13 protein-coding genes are annotated in these 15,445 nt (G+C 42.3%); 5 read left to right on the plus strand and 8 right to left on the minus strand.

Annotation, left to right across the window (positions count from 1 at the left end; genetic code table 11):
- Nucleotides 1-147 precede the first annotated feature (147 nt).
- Complete coding sequence (locus F6K53_RS23890) at nucleotides 148-720, minus strand: helix-turn-helix transcriptional regulator (RefSeq protein WP_293071143.1); 573 nt, start codon at nucleotides 718-720, stop codon at nucleotides 148-150.
- A 188-nt stretch (nucleotides 721-908) separates the two neighbouring features.
- On the opposite strand from F6K53_RS23890, the gene F6K53_RS23895 reads away from it, so the two are divergent.
- Nucleotides 909-1,094, plus strand: coding sequence for a hypothetical protein (locus F6K53_RS23895; protein ID WP_293026463.1), 186 nt, complete (start codon nucleotides 909-911; stop codon nucleotides 1,092-1,094).
- A 544-nt stretch (nucleotides 1,095-1,638) separates the two neighbouring features.
- On the opposite strand, the gene F6K53_RS23900 is transcribed toward F6K53_RS23895, so the two are convergent.
- The 3 genes from F6K53_RS23900 to F6K53_RS23910 all read right to left on the minus strand — a co-directional run bounded on the left by F6K53_RS23900 (nucleotide 1,639) and on the right by F6K53_RS23910 (nucleotide 7,101).
- On the minus strand, nucleotides 1,639-4,116 hold the full coding sequence (locus F6K53_RS23900; protein WP_293071145.1) for a CHAT domain-containing protein: 2,478 nt from the start codon (nucleotides 4,114-4,116) through the stop codon (nucleotides 1,639-1,641).
- Nucleotides 4,117-4,235: 119 nt separating this feature from the next.
- On the minus strand, nucleotides 4,236-5,570 hold the full coding sequence (locus F6K53_RS23905) for a DUF1822 family protein (RefSeq protein ID WP_293026467.1): 1,335 nt from the start codon (nucleotides 5,568-5,570) through the stop codon (nucleotides 4,236-4,238).
- Nucleotides 5,563-7,101 carry a hypothetical protein gene (locus F6K53_RS23910; protein ID WP_293071147.1) on the minus strand — a complete coding sequence of 513 codons (1,539 nt, stop codon included), beginning with the start codon at nucleotides 7,099-7,101 and terminating at the stop codon, nucleotides 5,563-5,565. The genes F6K53_RS23905 and F6K53_RS23910 overlap by 8 nt, the downstream gene beginning before the upstream one ends.
- A gap of 298 nt (nucleotides 7,102-7,399) precedes the next feature.
- Between F6K53_RS23910 and F6K53_RS23915 the strand changes: the two genes are divergently transcribed.
- The 3 genes from F6K53_RS23915 to F6K53_RS23925 all read left to right on the plus strand — a co-directional run bounded on the left by F6K53_RS23915 (nucleotide 7,400) and on the right by F6K53_RS23925 (nucleotide 10,415).
- On the plus strand, nucleotides 7,400-8,461 hold the full coding sequence (locus F6K53_RS23915) for a hypothetical protein (protein WP_293071149.1): 1,062 nt from the start codon (nucleotides 7,400-7,402) through the stop codon (nucleotides 8,459-8,461).
- A gap of 199 nt (nucleotides 8,462-8,660) precedes the next feature.
- The gene (locus F6K53_RS23920) at nucleotides 8,661-9,275 is read left to right on the plus strand and encodes a Uma2 family endonuclease (protein ID WP_293071151.1); all 615 of its coding nucleotides are present in this window, start codon (nucleotides 8,661-8,663) and stop codon (nucleotides 9,273-9,275) included.
- A gap of 198 nt (nucleotides 9,276-9,473) precedes the next feature.
- A complete protein-coding gene (locus tag F6K53_RS23925) occupies nucleotides 9,474-10,415 on the plus strand; it encodes a polysaccharide pyruvyl transferase family protein (RefSeq protein ID WP_293071153.1) in 942 nt (313 codons plus the stop codon).
- A gap of 110 nt (nucleotides 10,416-10,525) precedes the next feature.
- On the opposite strand, the gene F6K53_RS23930 is transcribed toward F6K53_RS23925, so the two are convergent.
- Complete coding sequence (locus F6K53_RS23930) at nucleotides 10,526-11,374, minus strand: ABC transporter permease (RefSeq protein WP_293071155.1); 849 nt, start codon at nucleotides 11,372-11,374, stop codon at nucleotides 10,526-10,528.
- Nucleotides 11,375-11,556: 182 nt separating this feature from the next.
- Here F6K53_RS23930 and F6K53_RS23935 point away from each other — a divergent pair, with 182 nt between their 5' ends.
- Nucleotides 11,557-11,724, plus strand: a complete 168-nt coding sequence (locus F6K53_RS23935) for a hypothetical protein (protein ID WP_293071157.1) — start codon at nucleotides 11,557-11,559, stop codon at nucleotides 11,722-11,724.
- Here the strand turns inward: F6K53_RS23935 and F6K53_RS23940 are convergent.
- From F6K53_RS23940 to F6K53_RS23950, 3 genes are all read right to left on the minus strand, one after another.
- A complete protein-coding gene (locus F6K53_RS23940; protein ID WP_293071169.1) occupies nucleotides 11,693-12,556 on the minus strand; it encodes an ABC transporter permease in 864 nt (287 codons plus the stop codon). The genes F6K53_RS23935 and F6K53_RS23940 overlap by 32 nt on opposite strands.
- Nucleotides 12,557-12,879: 323 nt before the next feature.
- A complete protein-coding gene (locus F6K53_RS23945; protein WP_293071159.1) occupies nucleotides 12,880-14,004 on the minus strand; it encodes a spermidine/putrescine ABC transporter substrate-binding protein in 1,125 nt (374 codons plus the stop codon).
- A gap of 221 nt (nucleotides 14,005-14,225) precedes the next feature.
- Nucleotides 14,226-15,380, minus strand: coding sequence for an ABC transporter ATP-binding protein (locus tag F6K53_RS23950; protein ID WP_293030115.1), 1,155 nt, complete (start codon nucleotides 15,378-15,380; stop codon nucleotides 14,226-14,228).
- Between the last annotated feature and the right edge of the window lie 65 nt (nucleotides 15,381-15,445).

The raw sequence follows: 15,445 nt of genomic DNA on the forward strand, positions 1-15,445 counted from the left end.
TACTCCCTACTCCCTACTCCCTACTCCCTACTCCCTACTCCCTACTCCCTACTCCCTACTCCCTACTCCCTACTCCCTACTCCCTACTCCCTACTCCCTACTCCCTACTCCCTACTCCCTACTCCCTTTGCTATATAAATAACTAATTTAATTGGCCTCTAAAAATTCCTGTTTAAATTGGTAAAACTTAATTTTAGCATAAATATTTTTCAAGTGCTTCTTAACCGTGTTGAGAGTAATGCGCAATTCATCAGCAATCTCCTGATAGCTGTAATCAGCACGACGCAGTAACCAAACTTCGGCCTCACGAGGAGTCAAGTCATATTTATTCACCTCTGCGATCGCAAAACTCTCAGCATATTGATCGTGATTTTCTAGTGTTACTAAAATGCAGGGATTTTCAAAGGAGTCTAAGGTGAGCTTAACGGCTCGAATCCGAAAAGATGTTGAGGGATCAGTAATAATTTCAGACTCGATAATTATTGACTGATTTGGATATAACTCACAGCTATCGAGCACAGCTTGGCAAACACGCCTGATTTCTTTGGGAACAACGTTAGATTTTGACCTATCCACTGCCAGTTGAGCACAAATAAAGCGACCATAGCAATTGCTATGAACTAACTCTCCCTGAGCGTTCAGAATCAAGACACCATCCATTAATCCTTCTACTACCCCTTGTAAGAGAACACCGTTAAACTGTCTTGCCTGAGTATTCATCCTCTAGACCTATGTGAACGTTACGAATCTGCAACAGAGCAGGTCCCTACTACAGGTACCTACTACAAGTCCCTACTACAGGTTCCTACTACAATCCATAGGTGTAGCGGCTTTGAGCTTATGCAGTAGCTTATCGAGTTCTGGTATCACTAGTTCACAAGAGTGGGTCAGTGTTGAGTTGTAAGCATATGCGCTACGCGCAGGCTACGCCAACAGCAGTCAGCGGTCAGCGGTCAGTGGTCAGCGTTCAGTGGTCAGCGTTCAGTGGTCAGCGGTCAGTGGTCAGCCTTGTGGGACAGGCTTTGGCCTTGGCCTTTGGCCACGCTACGCGAATGGCCACGCTGTGCGAACGACGCATCGGACCTAACCCATAAGCTAATAGCTGATAGCTGATAGCTGATAGCTGATAGCTGATAGCTGATAGCTGATAGCTGATAGCTGTTCGCGTAGCGTGCGCGTAGCGCATATGCTTAGCTCAGCACTAGTGTCATTCATTTAAAATCTAGAAACTGAGTTAGAAAAGGTAGTATAAAAAGACTCAGAAGGATAATGACAATCATGAATAACTTTAATGTTAAGCTATCTTCCTGTTCGAATTCATTCCCTGTCGAGTTAACGATGTTTTGAAAAATCGAATTATCTAAGGGCTTCTTCCACCATGGTCTTTTTTGTCTTTTTCGTGGATGTTTTTCTGTTTGAGTCATTGGCACTTGGGTATTAGTATTCGTAAGTTTTGAGATTAGCTTAGTCATGGAAGGGTGCATCTCATATTTGTAAAAAAGTTGCGTAGGGTGCGTTAGGGGGGCCTCATTTTCCGCCTCGTAGCCAGGGTTATGTTGCTGCCCGTAACGCACCACGGTGTCAAACAGCAAAAATGAGATGCACCCGTCATGGAATAGATCTTATTCAAAATCACTCCTACCTTAAAGAATATTTTTGGAGAGCGAAACTATAGTAAAACCAAACTAGTATTGACGGTAAAAACCACGGAATCAATACTAATGCTGAGATATAAACCTGCAATACAAATAATCCGTATATTCCTGTTATACTTCCCAAGGTTAATACCTGTTCATGTCGCTGTAGTAAGGTTTTTTTTACCAGGATAATAGTAGTCCATTTTCCTAGGAATGCCCCTAGAAAAATAACCCAATGATCAGGAATCCAAACTACCCGATGCTGCCGGATTATATGGTGAACCATATAAGCAAATACTTCTCCTCTAGTTAATACTTCGAGGCACTGCTTTAGATCCTGTTCAACAGGTTGATAGTAATGGCACCAATAGCCAGCAACTGACGGAAAGTAAAAGTCATCTTCGGTGTCATTGTAGTCACCATGGGTGATGATAACAACTTGCTGCATCACATGCTGTTGGAGTTCTGGATTAGGCACAGGAAAATTGAGAAGTTCCTTAGCTGTAATAGATTTGTAGACTTGTCTAGGAGGAATAGAAAAGTCAATAATGGAAGCTAGTCCAAAAGGAGGAGCAGATTGATTGAAAGGAATCAGCCCTTGATTGTGAGTCTTTCCTGGCTTTAGATAATCACTGACTTGGGACTGAAAATCTACTGTACTGTTTAATGTTGGCTGGGGTAAACTATCTGAAGATGACTGGTGATTGAGCAGATGAGCTACTGCTAGCTGATAGGCAAACGGACATGACTCGTCGATACAGGTGGGATCTAGAGGCTGTTCAATAGTCCAAGGCTCAAAGTCTATGTATCCTTCTAAACTCCATTTGCGACTAGCGACTTTATCTTGTTTATCTGTTGCTAGCACAAACCAAGTATTCTGCTTTTCCACAGCAGAGCGAATCGCTTGATCAAGGTTTTCGTATCTAGGTTGGTAGATATGCCGACTGTAGTAAATGCCGATTACTTGAGCATTCAAGGCGTATAGGTGTCTTACCAACTTGGCTAAGTATTCGGAATCAATCAACTTACCTTGTGTGCTTTCTATTGCTTCATCAGCTTGATCTAGAGATTCCTGATCGATAGCAACTAACAAAACAGGCGCTAAGGTATGCTTTGGTAATTGATTCGTCAAATTACGATAGACAGCTTGAACAAACGCTCGGATGTCGAACAATAATTCGACTTGAATAGCTGGGATGACGCTCAGCAGTAAAACTGTTCCCAATGCGATCGCTTCTGGTCTTGTCGGTAACCACTGCTGCAGCATTTTCTTCCAATCAAACCGCTCAATGCGATAGGGAATCAAACCGGGAGGATTAAATAAAGAGGGAAGCAGATAGGCAGAGGGATAGGCAAATTTTTCTACGGATTGAAGATGTTGACAGGCTTCGAGTAGTGCATCGTAAACATCTCTATGGTCAGCTAGGGGCTTACAGAACTGCTGGAGAAAACTCTGAGCCACATCATTGCGAATGGGTTCCCGCATCACTATTACCTGTAACCCAAGTTTAATCAGAGAGTTAGCAATGCTCAGACCACTGCAGGAGTTGAAAATGGCCAGCTGCAATTGATTTTCCCTAGCTTGAGTTAATTTTTCTTCGAGTTCACTAATCGACAGGGATATATTCGGAGCGATCGCAAGTCTTCCTCCTGTGGTTGTGGTTTCATCGCTATGTCCAGCAAAGAACAGCACATCCCAGCCTCGTTGATCACAGATAGCATTAGCAATTTTAGTTTTGATATCGACATGGTTTTCATGGGGTTGCCAGGTTACTCGCTCGACCTCAGCAATAGACTTAAGCGATCGCACAGCTTTCCAATCGTCCTGCAACGGTAGTCTGGGATCATCTCCGAAGATAGCTAGAATACGGGTTTTTCTACGGTGCGCGTTTCCTAGCGCTTTAAAAAAGCCCGGGGTCGCACCGCAAGCTGTCAGGGGCTTAGTACAAGCAATGGGATCCGGATTATCCATAGCGCTTCTGAAAATGCGAACCCTCCCCAGGGGTGTGCCTTCAGGAGCAAGTTCCCAAGTTTCCCATGGTAACCGTTCCATTTCTATAGAGTCACAAGCTACGAAAATATCAACACTGGGGTGAGTACCAATCCCCTTGCCTTCTTCCGATATCACTTGAGCAACACGAGTCAATTCGTCTCGAATCCGCTGTTGAATCTTACGAACGTTTCCTTCTCCTAACCAACGCTGGAAAGCATTGATGAACTCTCTTTCTGCCTCCATCAAATCATAACATGGGTCACCTGAACCAGGATTAATTCTGCCACTATCTCCTATAGGTTTCACTGACGGAAATTCGTAAAATCTAGTGTAGCGCTGTCGCCAGCGTTGATAACATCTTTGTATTTCTTTGGAATAGTTTAGACTGGCAGATAGCTGCCTTATCCTGTTATCCCATAGCAGCAAAAAAAAACAAGATTTATCATCTGTTTTATGCAAAATTTTTAGTTCAAAAACAGTATTCATTACCCAAAATAATCCTCGTTTTTTTATATGGTTGCCGGTTACCTGTTCTAACTTTAATACTCCCTACTCCCTACTCCCTACTCCCTACTCCCTGTTTACTAAATAACTTAAAATCCTGTTTAACTAGGCTGGAATGCATAAGGAGATAAGGTCTGTGCTGAGCTATCCGGTGGGATAATGGTCACAACAAATTTTTCATCTGAGCGTCCTTCCACACGGGCAAACAGAAATGGATCATCAAGCCCTGATACAGGCTCATGTATAATAGACCTTAGATTGCTAACTTGTAGCTTGAATCCATCAGGTAAAGGAGTACCCAGCTGGGTTCCTAAAATTACCAGCAATGACCATTTTGGTGGAGGAATTGGAGAGTCAATCGCCCAGGTTACCGCACATAGTCGTAAAGCAATTTCACCTAAATCAATGTCCTGATAGGATCGACCTGGTTCGGGAGGAATGTCCATTCCTTGATATCTAAGCTCGTTAATCACATTCTCGAATTTATCAATTGACCGAAATACCGATAAATTACCAGTAATGGTTTGAGGGATAAACAATCCTAAACCTTGGGCAAATTCATCTAATTTACCCTCCAACCATTGTTGTGTATTGATAGCCTTTTGAGTTAGGATAGTAAATACTTCTGTAATCCGAATCGAAAGGGACGTTGTTCTCTGTGGAGTTAGTTGCCATTGATATAATAAATCCAGTAATTCAGGACTTTGGAGTATAGTCAGCCCTTGCTCCCAAGTTAACGTTTGCCAAAGAGTTTGCTCAGGATATTGTAGGCGTTCTAATAATGTTTCTAATGTTTCCAAGTCAGGTTGGTTAACAGATAGCCTAGGGAGGTAATTAGGGGAAATTACTGGTAGCTTAATGACAGCGGAATCCAAGAAACGTAAATAAAATAGTAGGTGATTTGGCTCAGAATCAAACAATGACAGAGGTAAACTATAGTTCCAATCAACTTCAGGATGTAAATTACAAACTTGTCGATAATTAACCAGTTCGTCGTAACGGATAAAGCCTCGAATAATAGCAGTTTCTAGCTCTTCTTGCACTTCAATCACAACATAGAAATGAGCAGCAAATTCTGGTAAATCAATGGCGGCTATCGGTACAGTTACTACTTCATCAATTAAACTCTCACTGGTAATTAAACAAAGCTTAAATTCGCCTACTATAAGATTACATACCGCTTCAATCACATTAGCGTATTTAGGTTGTCGTAAAGAACAACAATTCTCAGAAATCAAAATATTAGCTAACTTTTCCTCTAACCATTGTGTAAAACTAAGTAATGCTAGTCCATTCAGATAGGTTTGCCATTGGCGTGCTTCTGAGATGACTTGATTACTCATTTGTACTGCTTGCTCAAACTGTTCGGACTCTAACCAAATACATTCTGGTTGCACAAGCCTGAGGTCGGTGGAATTAACAGAATAACTAGTCATGATTTTCCTGCTTCGCTTTCTCAAGGTAGCGGCATAGTCGCTGGGTATATAGGCTATTAGTAGAACACTTTTTCCCTGTCATGATTTCTGCAGCTGCTTCTTGGAAGACTTCAGCATCCACGAAAGCTTCTAGGTGTTCCATCAGGTTTCTGAAATAGTCTGGATCCCTAGACATATTTGCCAGATTAAACTGATGTGCTGCATGGGAGATAATGTGGAAAAGTTTGTCTATTGTCCAAAACCGCACCCGATTGAGCAGATCCTTTGGATTTAGCACCCGGCTCACTTGGGACTGATTGGTCATTCCTAAAATAGAGGCAATCTCGGCTTGAGATTTACCGTGACAGTAGATCAGTTCAAGACCTGATATAACCTTTGATGCAAAACGGGCATAACTTCGACTGCGCTCTAGCTTGGTAATACGGTCAGTTAGCCCTTGCTCTATCCCCAAATCCAAACAGGCTATGAGTTGCTGACTACAGAATTGCTGTAATTCTTGTCGTGCGATCGCATCTAAAGTGTTGGTGAAATTTTGGTCTGGTAACTCTCGGTTCCGTCCAGTATCCGAATCCGACACCTCTAGGGATTCCGATGGCGGAAATCCGCTGCGAATCCATATGTCATATCGCCTTAGCACTCTGGCTAGATGTTTGAGTTCATCCCTCAGCTGTACTAGAGAGTTGACAATTACCGATTTTTCCTGCAAGAGGTGGCTCATTTCTTCAAGTTGAGCCTGGGTGGGATCGGGACAACGTCTAGCTTTTTTTCCTGGCTGTTGGCGTCTGTCCCGACGGTAGACCCCATGAAAGGCTTCTAGAATATTGCGATCGCGTGGCAAGAGTTGTTCAAATTGTGTCGGTCTAGCTCGATTCAGCAGCGCCCAGTCACTGAGAAAACAAAGTCCCCGCTCCGATAAGAAGTCTTTGAGTTTGGGATTTTGTTTGGTTTGATAGTAGACCCAATCATCTAACCTAGACTTGGATGGGGAATTCAGATTATATTTTCGTAATACTTCAACGGTAAAAAATTGGTAATCGGTTTTTTTGGTTTCCCTATCGCCATTCAGGATAAGTTGAGTTATACCATCCTGATCTAAGATGATTAGCACTTTTCCATCATCATCAAGCACAAATGGCAGCAAATCCCGATAGGTGAAGTGATTGCTAGCGCTATATAAACTAGCCAGTTTCTTGCAAGCTTTCAGGATTGGGTAAGAGACATAGCAACGAAGACAAAGTCCTGCTCTAGCACGACTTATGGGTGACCCAGACGCCTCAGGGTGAAACCAGGCGTATAGGGAGGTTTGAATGTCCCGATGCTGCTCCACCGACAAATGCGTTCGCGAAGCGGTTCGATGTTCCGTTCGCGTTTCTGGAGCATCTAATTCTAGACACTTCTGTTGAAAAAACTCCCATGCTAGCGGTAGTAACAGTTTTTTGTAACCACACCCAACACTAGCAGGATCAAGTCTTAAAATTTCCCAATATCTCGATAGAGGCACCATCCTTACACTTTTGCTTAGCTGTGCCATATTGTCTCATACAAATTATTAGGTTTGCAGTACCCAAACGGGTAATTTTTTGTAAAAGATGATATGCTATAATTCAGCTTTTTTTGATCGCAAGATAAATGCAAAGTTGAGTCAAGTTCCATTAATCACTTCTTAAATAGTTCCTGGATTTTTGAGTCAGGGTAATCTGTAATGCCTAATCATCAACTACTAATTACCCATTACCTTTTACCCAATTACCAATTCCAATATCAAGCATATATTAATTAGTTAACCAAATTGGAGATTGATTTGATATTACTTCTTTATCCAGGATTCAATGACCGATAAATTACCCCCAATTTACTTCTACATTCCTCAGGGTTTCTGGCCGGACACCATGCCCAAAAGTGCCGATGAGAACTGGAAAGGCTTTGGGATTGGTATCTATGCCTGGACTTTACAAACCTATCTGCGCCTGAAAGCCGATGGTTTCCCTTGCGAACTAGTAGCAGAATTGCCCACAGAGGGGATTGTTCTGATCCACCGCAATTGCTTACGAGCTCACAAAGACCAGCTCAAGCCAGGACCAAAGTTATTGCTGATTTGTATTAAAGCTGAACAAAGACCCTATCCCTATGCTCAACTCCATGTGGTACAAAATCCTCTGGAAACAATGCATCTGCGCAATAGTTACTATTTACCCCACTGGACTCAGCCAGGGTTAATTCAGCGCCATCCAGCAAGATGCGATCGCTTTGAAACCATCGCCTTCTTTGGTCATGAAAATAATCTAGCGCTAGATTTAAAGCATCCCTCCTGGCAACAACAACTCCAAGCACTGGGGTTATCTTGGCAACCAGTAATCAATCGCAATCATTGGCATGACTATAGCAACCTAGACAATCGCTGGCATGACTACAGTAAGATTGATGCTATTGTGGCTGTGCGTAGCTTTGAGGGCAACACAGCCTGCCTCCACCGCAATTACCTGACCAAACCAGCTACCAAACTCTACAATGCTTGGCTAGCAGGGGTTCCTGCTATTCTCGGAGGTGAAGCTGCTTATCAAGCAGAACGCTATAGCCCACTAGACTATCTGGAAGTGGCTACCCCTAGGGCGTTAATTTCAGCCCTTAAGCGGTTGAAAGAAGAGCCCGATTTACGTATCGCTATGGTTAAAAATGGTCGAATTCGTGCCAAAGCGATCACCCCTTCAAGTACTACGAAGAAGTGGCGTTATTTCTTAGAAACTATTGCATTACCTGCTTATTATCGTTGGTGCAATCAATCTCATTGGTCTCAACAGATTACCTTGGGACAGGGTTATCTTGGCTTTCAGGGAAATCGAGTTAAAGATAAACTAACAAGAGTTTTATTAGCTAGCAATAATTCCAGATAAAAGTCGATGGTAAATGGATTTTGGTATCATTATGATATAGAATTTATCAATTTATTGATGTACTTAAATCGCTGGTTTTTATGGAATAGGGAGTATAGATGCAGCCCTTTTTAAACAACAAATATTTTCACCTATAATTATAAAACGCTATACTTAAAGTAGATACTAACCCAATAGTACTTATTAACCATTCCTAACTATGGTTCAAGCAGTATCAAAACTATTAACCTTTGACGAATTCTTAGAACAGTACCCAGAGGATGGAGGAAACTATGAACTTCGTCAGGGTAGAATTGTAGCTATGCGTCCCACCGGTTTGCACGAACAAGTAGCAGCTCTCATTGCCAGAAAACTCGATGTCGAAATAGAGAGACTTTCACTACCCTACTTTATTCCTCGAACTTGTCTTGTCAAACCCTATCAACAGGGAGAAGGTTATTTACCAGATATCATTGTTTTGGATAAACAAACTGTTGCGGAAGATCCATACTGGAAACAAAAATCAAGTATCTCAATCGGTAAATCAGCTAAGTTAATCGTGGAAGTCGTTAGTACCAACTGGCAAGATGACTATCTAACCAAACTGGCTGAATACGAAAAATTTGGCATTCCCGAATACTGGATTGTTGACTATAAAGCCTTGGGAGGAACCCGATACATTGGGTCTCCTAAAATTCCTACAGTTTGGATATACGAGTTAGCTGATAATGAATATAAAGAAGGCAAAACCTTTACGGGTTGTGATTCTATTGAATCACCAATTTTCCCAGAATTAAAACTGACTGTTGACCAGCTGGTCAAGGCCGGAACATAAACCTTTGGTGGCTCTACCACACAAAAATGGATATATTAGGGGATATAGCGTTTGTATTTGAAATGTAAACCTAGGAGGTCTTTTTTTACTATCCAATAAAACTCCGGATCTCTTTTCCCTTTTGCCTCTTGCCTTTTGCCTCTTGCCTTTTTAGGCAATTCGTGTGTTTACAACCCAGATACAAATGCTATAAAAGTAATGAAACTCTTCTACTACCAATACTCACCCAAACGATTCCCTGGTGGTCTCAATAACTTTGGCGATGACCTAAACCCTTGGCTATGGCAACAGTTAATCCCTAACTTACTAAATGACGATGAAAGCACCGCCTTTGTTGGAATCGGTACCCTCCTAAATAATTTACTATCCAAGCGTTTACCCAATGCTCGCCGAATCATCATTTTTAGTAGCGGAGTCGGTTATGAAAAGTTACCAAAACTCCAAGATTCCTGGACAATTTACTGTGTAAGAGGACCCCTCTCAGCCAAAGCCTTAGGCATTTCCCCTCAATTAGCCGTTACCGATGGAGCAGTGTTAGTCAGACGACTCTTCCATCCCACCAGTCAAAAAATCCATCAATTTGCCGTTATGCCCCATGCTAAATCTGCCAGATATGGCGGTCAAGCCTGGCATCAAATCTGTGAACAAATCGGCTTTAAGTATATTGACCCTCGTTTGCCTGTCGAGGAAGTATTATCTGCTATCAGCCAAACCAACATCTTACTAACAGAAGCTATGCATGGCGCAATTGTAGCCGATGCGCTACGAATTCCTTGGATTCCCATCTGCACTAATCCAACTATCTTAGCATTTAAATGGCAGGATTGGTGCTTATCTGTTGGTTTGAAATACCAACCCCAATATATCATGCCTCTGTGGGATTTATATCCTAGAACAGCACGGGGAATTCGTTCATCAATCCGTTATGCTCACTTTTGCTTCAATTGGCTCAAACAAGATCAGTTGCGTTCAGTCAAGACACTTTGGGGTGAAAAACAACAATTAATCGCCACTCAACTATTCAGAATCGCTCAAACTACCTCTCCCTACTTAAGTAAAGACCATCGCATCGAGCAACTTACCACTGAATTAGAAGAAAGGTTAGATAAATTGAAATCAAAGATGAATGATCAAGGATAAATTATGAAGGATGAAATATAAATTTCGATGTTGCTGAACTAAGGAATGAAATAATATAAAGTAACCTTGTATTAGTTATAAATTCCCAATTACCGATTCCTAATTCCCCATTATTGCTGATTTTCCACACTCCGATAACGGAGCCATTCAGCGATAAAAGCAACTGCACCTGATACCAGGATTAACAAAACACTAAGAGCATTTATATCTGGCTTAACACCAATGCGGATGCGGCTAAAGATTTCCATGGGTAGGGTAGTTGCACCAGTCCCAGCCGTAAAACTAGAAATCAGAAAATCATCCATACTTAGGACAAAAGACAATAAACAACCGGCAATAATCCCTGGCATCAATTCCGGTAGTAATATTTTTAGAAAAGCTTGTAGGGGCGTTGCTCCTAAATCAAGGGCTGCTTCTTCTAGGTGAGGGTCAAGTTGGGTGATACGGGAGGAAACAACAATGGCAATATAAGCCAAACAGAAAACTATATGAGCTGCTATGATAGTCCACAGACTAAGAGGAATAGCCATAACTGCCAAAAAGATGAGAGTTGCCACTGCGATCGCAATATCTGGGATAATCAGGGGTAAGTAGGATATCCCTCGATACAAGCGTTTCCCTGGAAACTGGTAACGGGCTAAACCGACTGCCATCATGGTACCCAATACCGCAGAAATCCCTACTGCCACTAGCGCTACCGTGAGACTATTGAATAGTGCGGTCCTTACACTCTCGTCCTGCCATAGTTTCAGGTACCACTTAAACGTGAATCCCTGCCACTGAGCACTGTATTTAGAGTCATTGAAGCTATAAAACGTCAGTACCAGCAGGGGTAAGTACATATAAAAGAACATCAGCAGGGAGAAAATACCTTGCCAAGAAACCCGGAGTTTTGGTTGAGAGTTTACCATGTCTAGGGGAAGCTCCTCCTGCTGATGGTAGAGTTGCTCATTAGTCATTTGTTAATTGTTAATTGTTAATTGTTAATTGTTAATTTTACTTGTTAATTTTACTTGTTACTTGTTACTTATTAATTTTACTTGTTACTTGTTACTTAATTTAAAGTTTATAGTTGAAATTTTCAATTTTTAGGAATGCAACCCTTTTCTTGTTATAGGTATCCGTGTAGGAATTGTGAGAATTGTTGATCCGAATTTCCCTACTCCCTACTCCCTACTCCCTACTCCCTACTCCCTACTCCCTACTCCCTACTCCCTACTCCCTACTCCCTACTCCCTACTCCCTACTCCCTACTCCCTACTCCCTTTTCTATAGTGCTAGGGCTGTGCTTTTGGATCACCATACTTAATCAAAAGTGCGATCGCTATACTCACCACCAAAATTAACATCATACTCAAAGCTGACCCAAATCCCCAGTTTTGAGTAGCTCCTAAAAACTGGTTATAAATCAATCTTGCTCCAGTCATACTCGATGCTCCCCCTAGCAATTCCGGATTAACAAAATCCCCTAATCCAGAGATAAATACCAGCAAAGAACCTGCAGCAATTCCTGGTAGAGTTTGGGGTACAGTTACTTTCCAAAACGTTTGATAGGGATTTGCCCCTAAATCCGCCGCCGCTTCTAACAAACGTTTGTCTAATTTTTCTATAGACGCATAGAGAATCAACACCATATATGGCAGAAAGCTGTAAGCCATTGCAATCAATACAGCAGCACTACGATTGAGCAAATCCAACCCTGGTAGTCCAAGACTAGTCAGTACTGTATTGAGAACCCCAGTCGGTCGCAGAATGGTAATCCAGGCATAAGAACGCAGTAGAGATGATGTCCACAACGGTAAGATAAAACCCAGCAGCAGTAAATTTTGCCACCGCTTGGGTGCTAGCTTAGCAATCCAATAAGCCACAGGAAATCCTAGCACAAGACAAATCACAGTGGTTCCCATGGCCAAAAAAAGCGATCGCCCCATCACTTGCAAGATTACTGGATCAAATACCCGCAAATAATTATCAATACCAGACGGATTGACCACATCTCCTGGTCTAATGTTGGGTACCAAACTTAGCTCAAAAATCACTAGGGTTGGCAGCACCAACAACAAAGCTAACCATATACCTGCTGGACTGAGCAATCCTAGGGGTTCTAACCACTGCCATCGTAAGTGTCTCTTATCTTGCATAACTGGGGATTCAGCAATGTTCTCAGTAACGCTTTCAGTGTTATTTATCATTAGTTTTTAATCATTATTTCTTATTCATTAATCCAAGACTTATAGCCTTTTTTTTTAATGCTATATTATGATATCTAGATTTAAACCTTTTAAAAAGGTGAATTATTATTTAGGATTTTATCACTATAAATTGGGATTTAATTTGTTAAAAATAGCAGTTTTAAATAGCGTTTCGCTCTTTTTGAGAGGTATTTTGAATGGTATGTTTATTTCTGCATTTCCGTACTATTTTCCTAAACTTTAGGGTGTTGAAAAGGGCTAATTCCTAACTCCTAAGCACTGGTCAACTGAGTCCAGTATCGGTCATAAAGTTCGCTAACCTCGTCAACAGGTGCAAGACCTTCACAACGTTCTAACGCTGATTGTTCTGGAAACAAACTTTGATCCTCTTGGATGTCACGGGACAATAGCTTAAAGGCTTTCTGGTTTGGTGTGGCGAAGCTCAACCGTTCACAAATTTGAGCAGCAACATCTGCTTCTAACATAAAGTTAATCCAAGCGTAGGCACCCTCAAGATTGGGAGCTGTTTTGGGAATTGCCAAGGTATCGGTCCACAAGGAAGAACCACTTTTCGGTAGGACGTACTGCAAATCTGGGTTTTCTGCCATGATTTCAACAGCATCAGAGGAGTAACACATCGCAAGCCATAAATCCCCACTTAGGATTTGCGATCGCCAAGCATCAGAAGAAAATGAAGCAATACTTGGTTTTAACTCCACCAACGTTTCATAGGCCTTTTTGATCTCCTGGGGATTGGTAGAGTTGTACGAGTAACCCAACATTTTCAAAGTTGCACCCATCACTTCTCGCACATCGTTGAGCAAAGTCATCCGTCTCGATAATTTATCTTTATATTGCCAAAGATAGCTCCAATCCTCCGGTACCTTAGATAGTTTTTTGGAGTTGTAAATCAAACCTGTTGTTCCCCAGCTCAGAGGAATACTGTGCAAATTGTTGGGGTCATATATAGGATTGAGGAACTTAGAAAACAGTCGATTTATTCCGATGATGCGTTCAAAATCCAGTTTCACCAACAGATCCAACTCCACCATCTTCCGCACCATGTAGTCAGACGGGTAGATAATGCTATAGGCTCCACCCCCAGAAGCCTGAAGTCGAGCAAGCATAGCTTCGTTGGAATCAAAGACATCGACTACAGCTTTGATTCCAGTTATTTCCTTAAAGCGGTCTAGTAGCTCATCATCGGTATAGTTAGTCCAAGTGTAGATAAATAGTTTATTTCTGTCACCTGGTGAAGGAGGTGTTGGTCTGACCTCAGCTAGAGTCCAGCCACATCCAGACAAGGTTAGACCTGATAGGGTAGCGACCGTGGCTAGCTGTAAAAAGTTGCGCCTTGTAGGGCGTTTTAGTAATGATTGTCGATCCTTAGAAAGCACGATTGAAAAGGTTGAAGGTTGACGTTTGTTTTTGCCCAGGCGTCCGAAGTAGGGTAGGTTGAAGAAAGTTATTCACAACGGATTACCCATTACCCATTACCCGAAAATGGATAGGATAATTAATCCACCAGAATTGATTTAGTCAACAAATAAAAATCTCTTGCTCTACTCAGCACTATTTTCCAAGCAAACTAGGCTCAAAAACTACCGAAATCCTCAAATTATTCCTCCAACACTCGACAATCCGTGGGTGCCCAACGAGCATAAATTGTCGTGTGAGGGTCTGGTAACTTGTTATTGGTGTTGGCCAGTATGACTCTGAGACAGTCGCCACTGAGTAACTCCACCACACACTGAATATGAGTACCCAGGTACATCGCGTGTTTGAGACGTCCTTCAAAGCAATTCATTGTAGTAGTAGTAGTTGTTGTTGTTGGGGGGGAAAGACTCAGGCGAATTTTCTCTGGTCGTACACCTACTACAATATCCTGAGTATTAGAATTATCCAGGACTTCTCTAACGGATGGAGACTCAACCACAATCTTGATACCAGTCTTGGTGGTAATTTCGAGTGAGTCGGCATCGGACTGTTGCAGACGACCTTTAAATAAATTGGTATCACCGATAAAGTCTGCCACAAAGGTTGTCCGAGGATTTTCATAGATTTCTCTGGGGGAACCAACTTGCTCAATTTTACCTGCACGCATCACAGCGATACGGTCAGAAAGACTCATAGCTTCTTCTTGGTCGTGGGTCACCATCACAAAGGTTAACCCCAGGTCTTGATGGAGATTTGACAGTTCCACCTGCATCTGTTTGCGCAGCTTGAAATCTAGCGCTCCCAAAGGTTCATCCAACAACAGCACCGCTGGTCGATTAACTAATGCTCGGGCTAATGCCACTCGTTGCTGTTGACCCCCAGACAATTGAGGGGGATACCGATTCGCCAATCCCTCCAGTTTCACTTGTTTGAGGGCTGCTTTGACTCGTTCCTCAACCTCCAATGAGGGTAGCTTTTTTAGCCGTAGACCGAAGGCAATATTTTCGGAAACACTCAGGTGATTGAATAGAGCATAACTTTGAAAGACAGTATTGACAGGTCGGCGGTGTGGTGGAATATGATTCATCGAGCGTCCCTGAATCATTACCTCCCCAGCTGAAGGCATCTCAAATCCCGCTACTAAACGCAAGGTTGTAGTCTTGCCACAGCCAGACGGACCAAGAATGCTAAAAAATTCTCCTCGACGGATAGTTAAGTCAACACCACGAACAACAGTCTCGGTGTCGAACACTTTAAAAACCTTCCGGAGTTCAACATCAAGTTTAGCTGTAGTCGTAGTAGTCGGACGTGGTTCTTTAACAGTCGTTTGAAACATGGTGGTTATTTCAGCAGTAGTGATGCCCCCAGAGTCATGCCTCGTCTGTCTGCATCTGTGCAACA

The organism is Moorena sp. SIO4A1, assembly GCF_010672065.1.
Lineage (GTDB): Bacteria > Cyanobacteriota > Cyanobacteriia > Cyanobacteriales > Coleofasciculaceae > Moorena.

What these genes read in the sequence shown, in the direction of transcription:
- F6K53_RS23890 (WP_293071143.1), bottom strand. Translation starts at nt 720, where the DNA reads ATGAATACTCAGGCAAGACAGTTTAACGGTGTTCTCTTACAAGGGGTA.
- F6K53_RS23895 (WP_293026463.1), top strand. Translation starts at nt 909, where the DNA reads ATGCGCTACGCGCAGGCTACGCCAACAGCAGTCAGCGGTCAGCGGTCA.
- F6K53_RS23900 (WP_293071145.1), bottom strand. Translation starts at nt 4,116, where the DNA reads ATGAATACTGTTTTTGAACTAAAAATTTTGCATAAAACAGATGATAAA.
- F6K53_RS23905 (WP_293026467.1), bottom strand. Translation starts at nt 5,570, where the DNA reads ATGACTAGTTATTCTGTTAATTCCACCGACCTCAGGCTTGTGCAACCA.
- F6K53_RS23910 (WP_293071147.1), bottom strand. Translation starts at nt 7,101, where the DNA reads ATGGCACAGCTAAGCAAAAGTGTAAGGATGGTGCCTCTATCGAGATAT.
- F6K53_RS23915 (WP_293071149.1), top strand. Translation starts at nt 7,400, where the DNA reads ATGACCGATAAATTACCCCCAATTTACTTCTACATTCCTCAGGGTTTC.
- F6K53_RS23920 (WP_293071151.1), top strand. Translation starts at nt 8,661, where the DNA reads ATGGTTCAAGCAGTATCAAAACTATTAACCTTTGACGAATTCTTAGAA.
- F6K53_RS23925 (WP_293071153.1), top strand. Translation starts at nt 9,474, where the DNA reads ATGAAACTCTTCTACTACCAATACTCACCCAAACGATTCCCTGGTGGT.
- F6K53_RS23930 (WP_293071155.1), bottom strand. Translation starts at nt 11,374, where the DNA reads ATGACTAATGAGCAACTCTACCATCAGCAGGAGGAGCTTCCCCTAGAC.
- F6K53_RS23940 (WP_293071169.1), bottom strand. Translation starts at nt 12,556, where the DNA reads ATGCAAGATAAGAGACACTTACGATGGCAGTGGTTAGAACCCCTAGGA.
- F6K53_RS23950 (WP_293030115.1), bottom strand. Translation starts at nt 15,380, where the DNA reads ATGTTTCAAACGACTGTTAAAGAACCACGTCCGACTACTACGACTACA.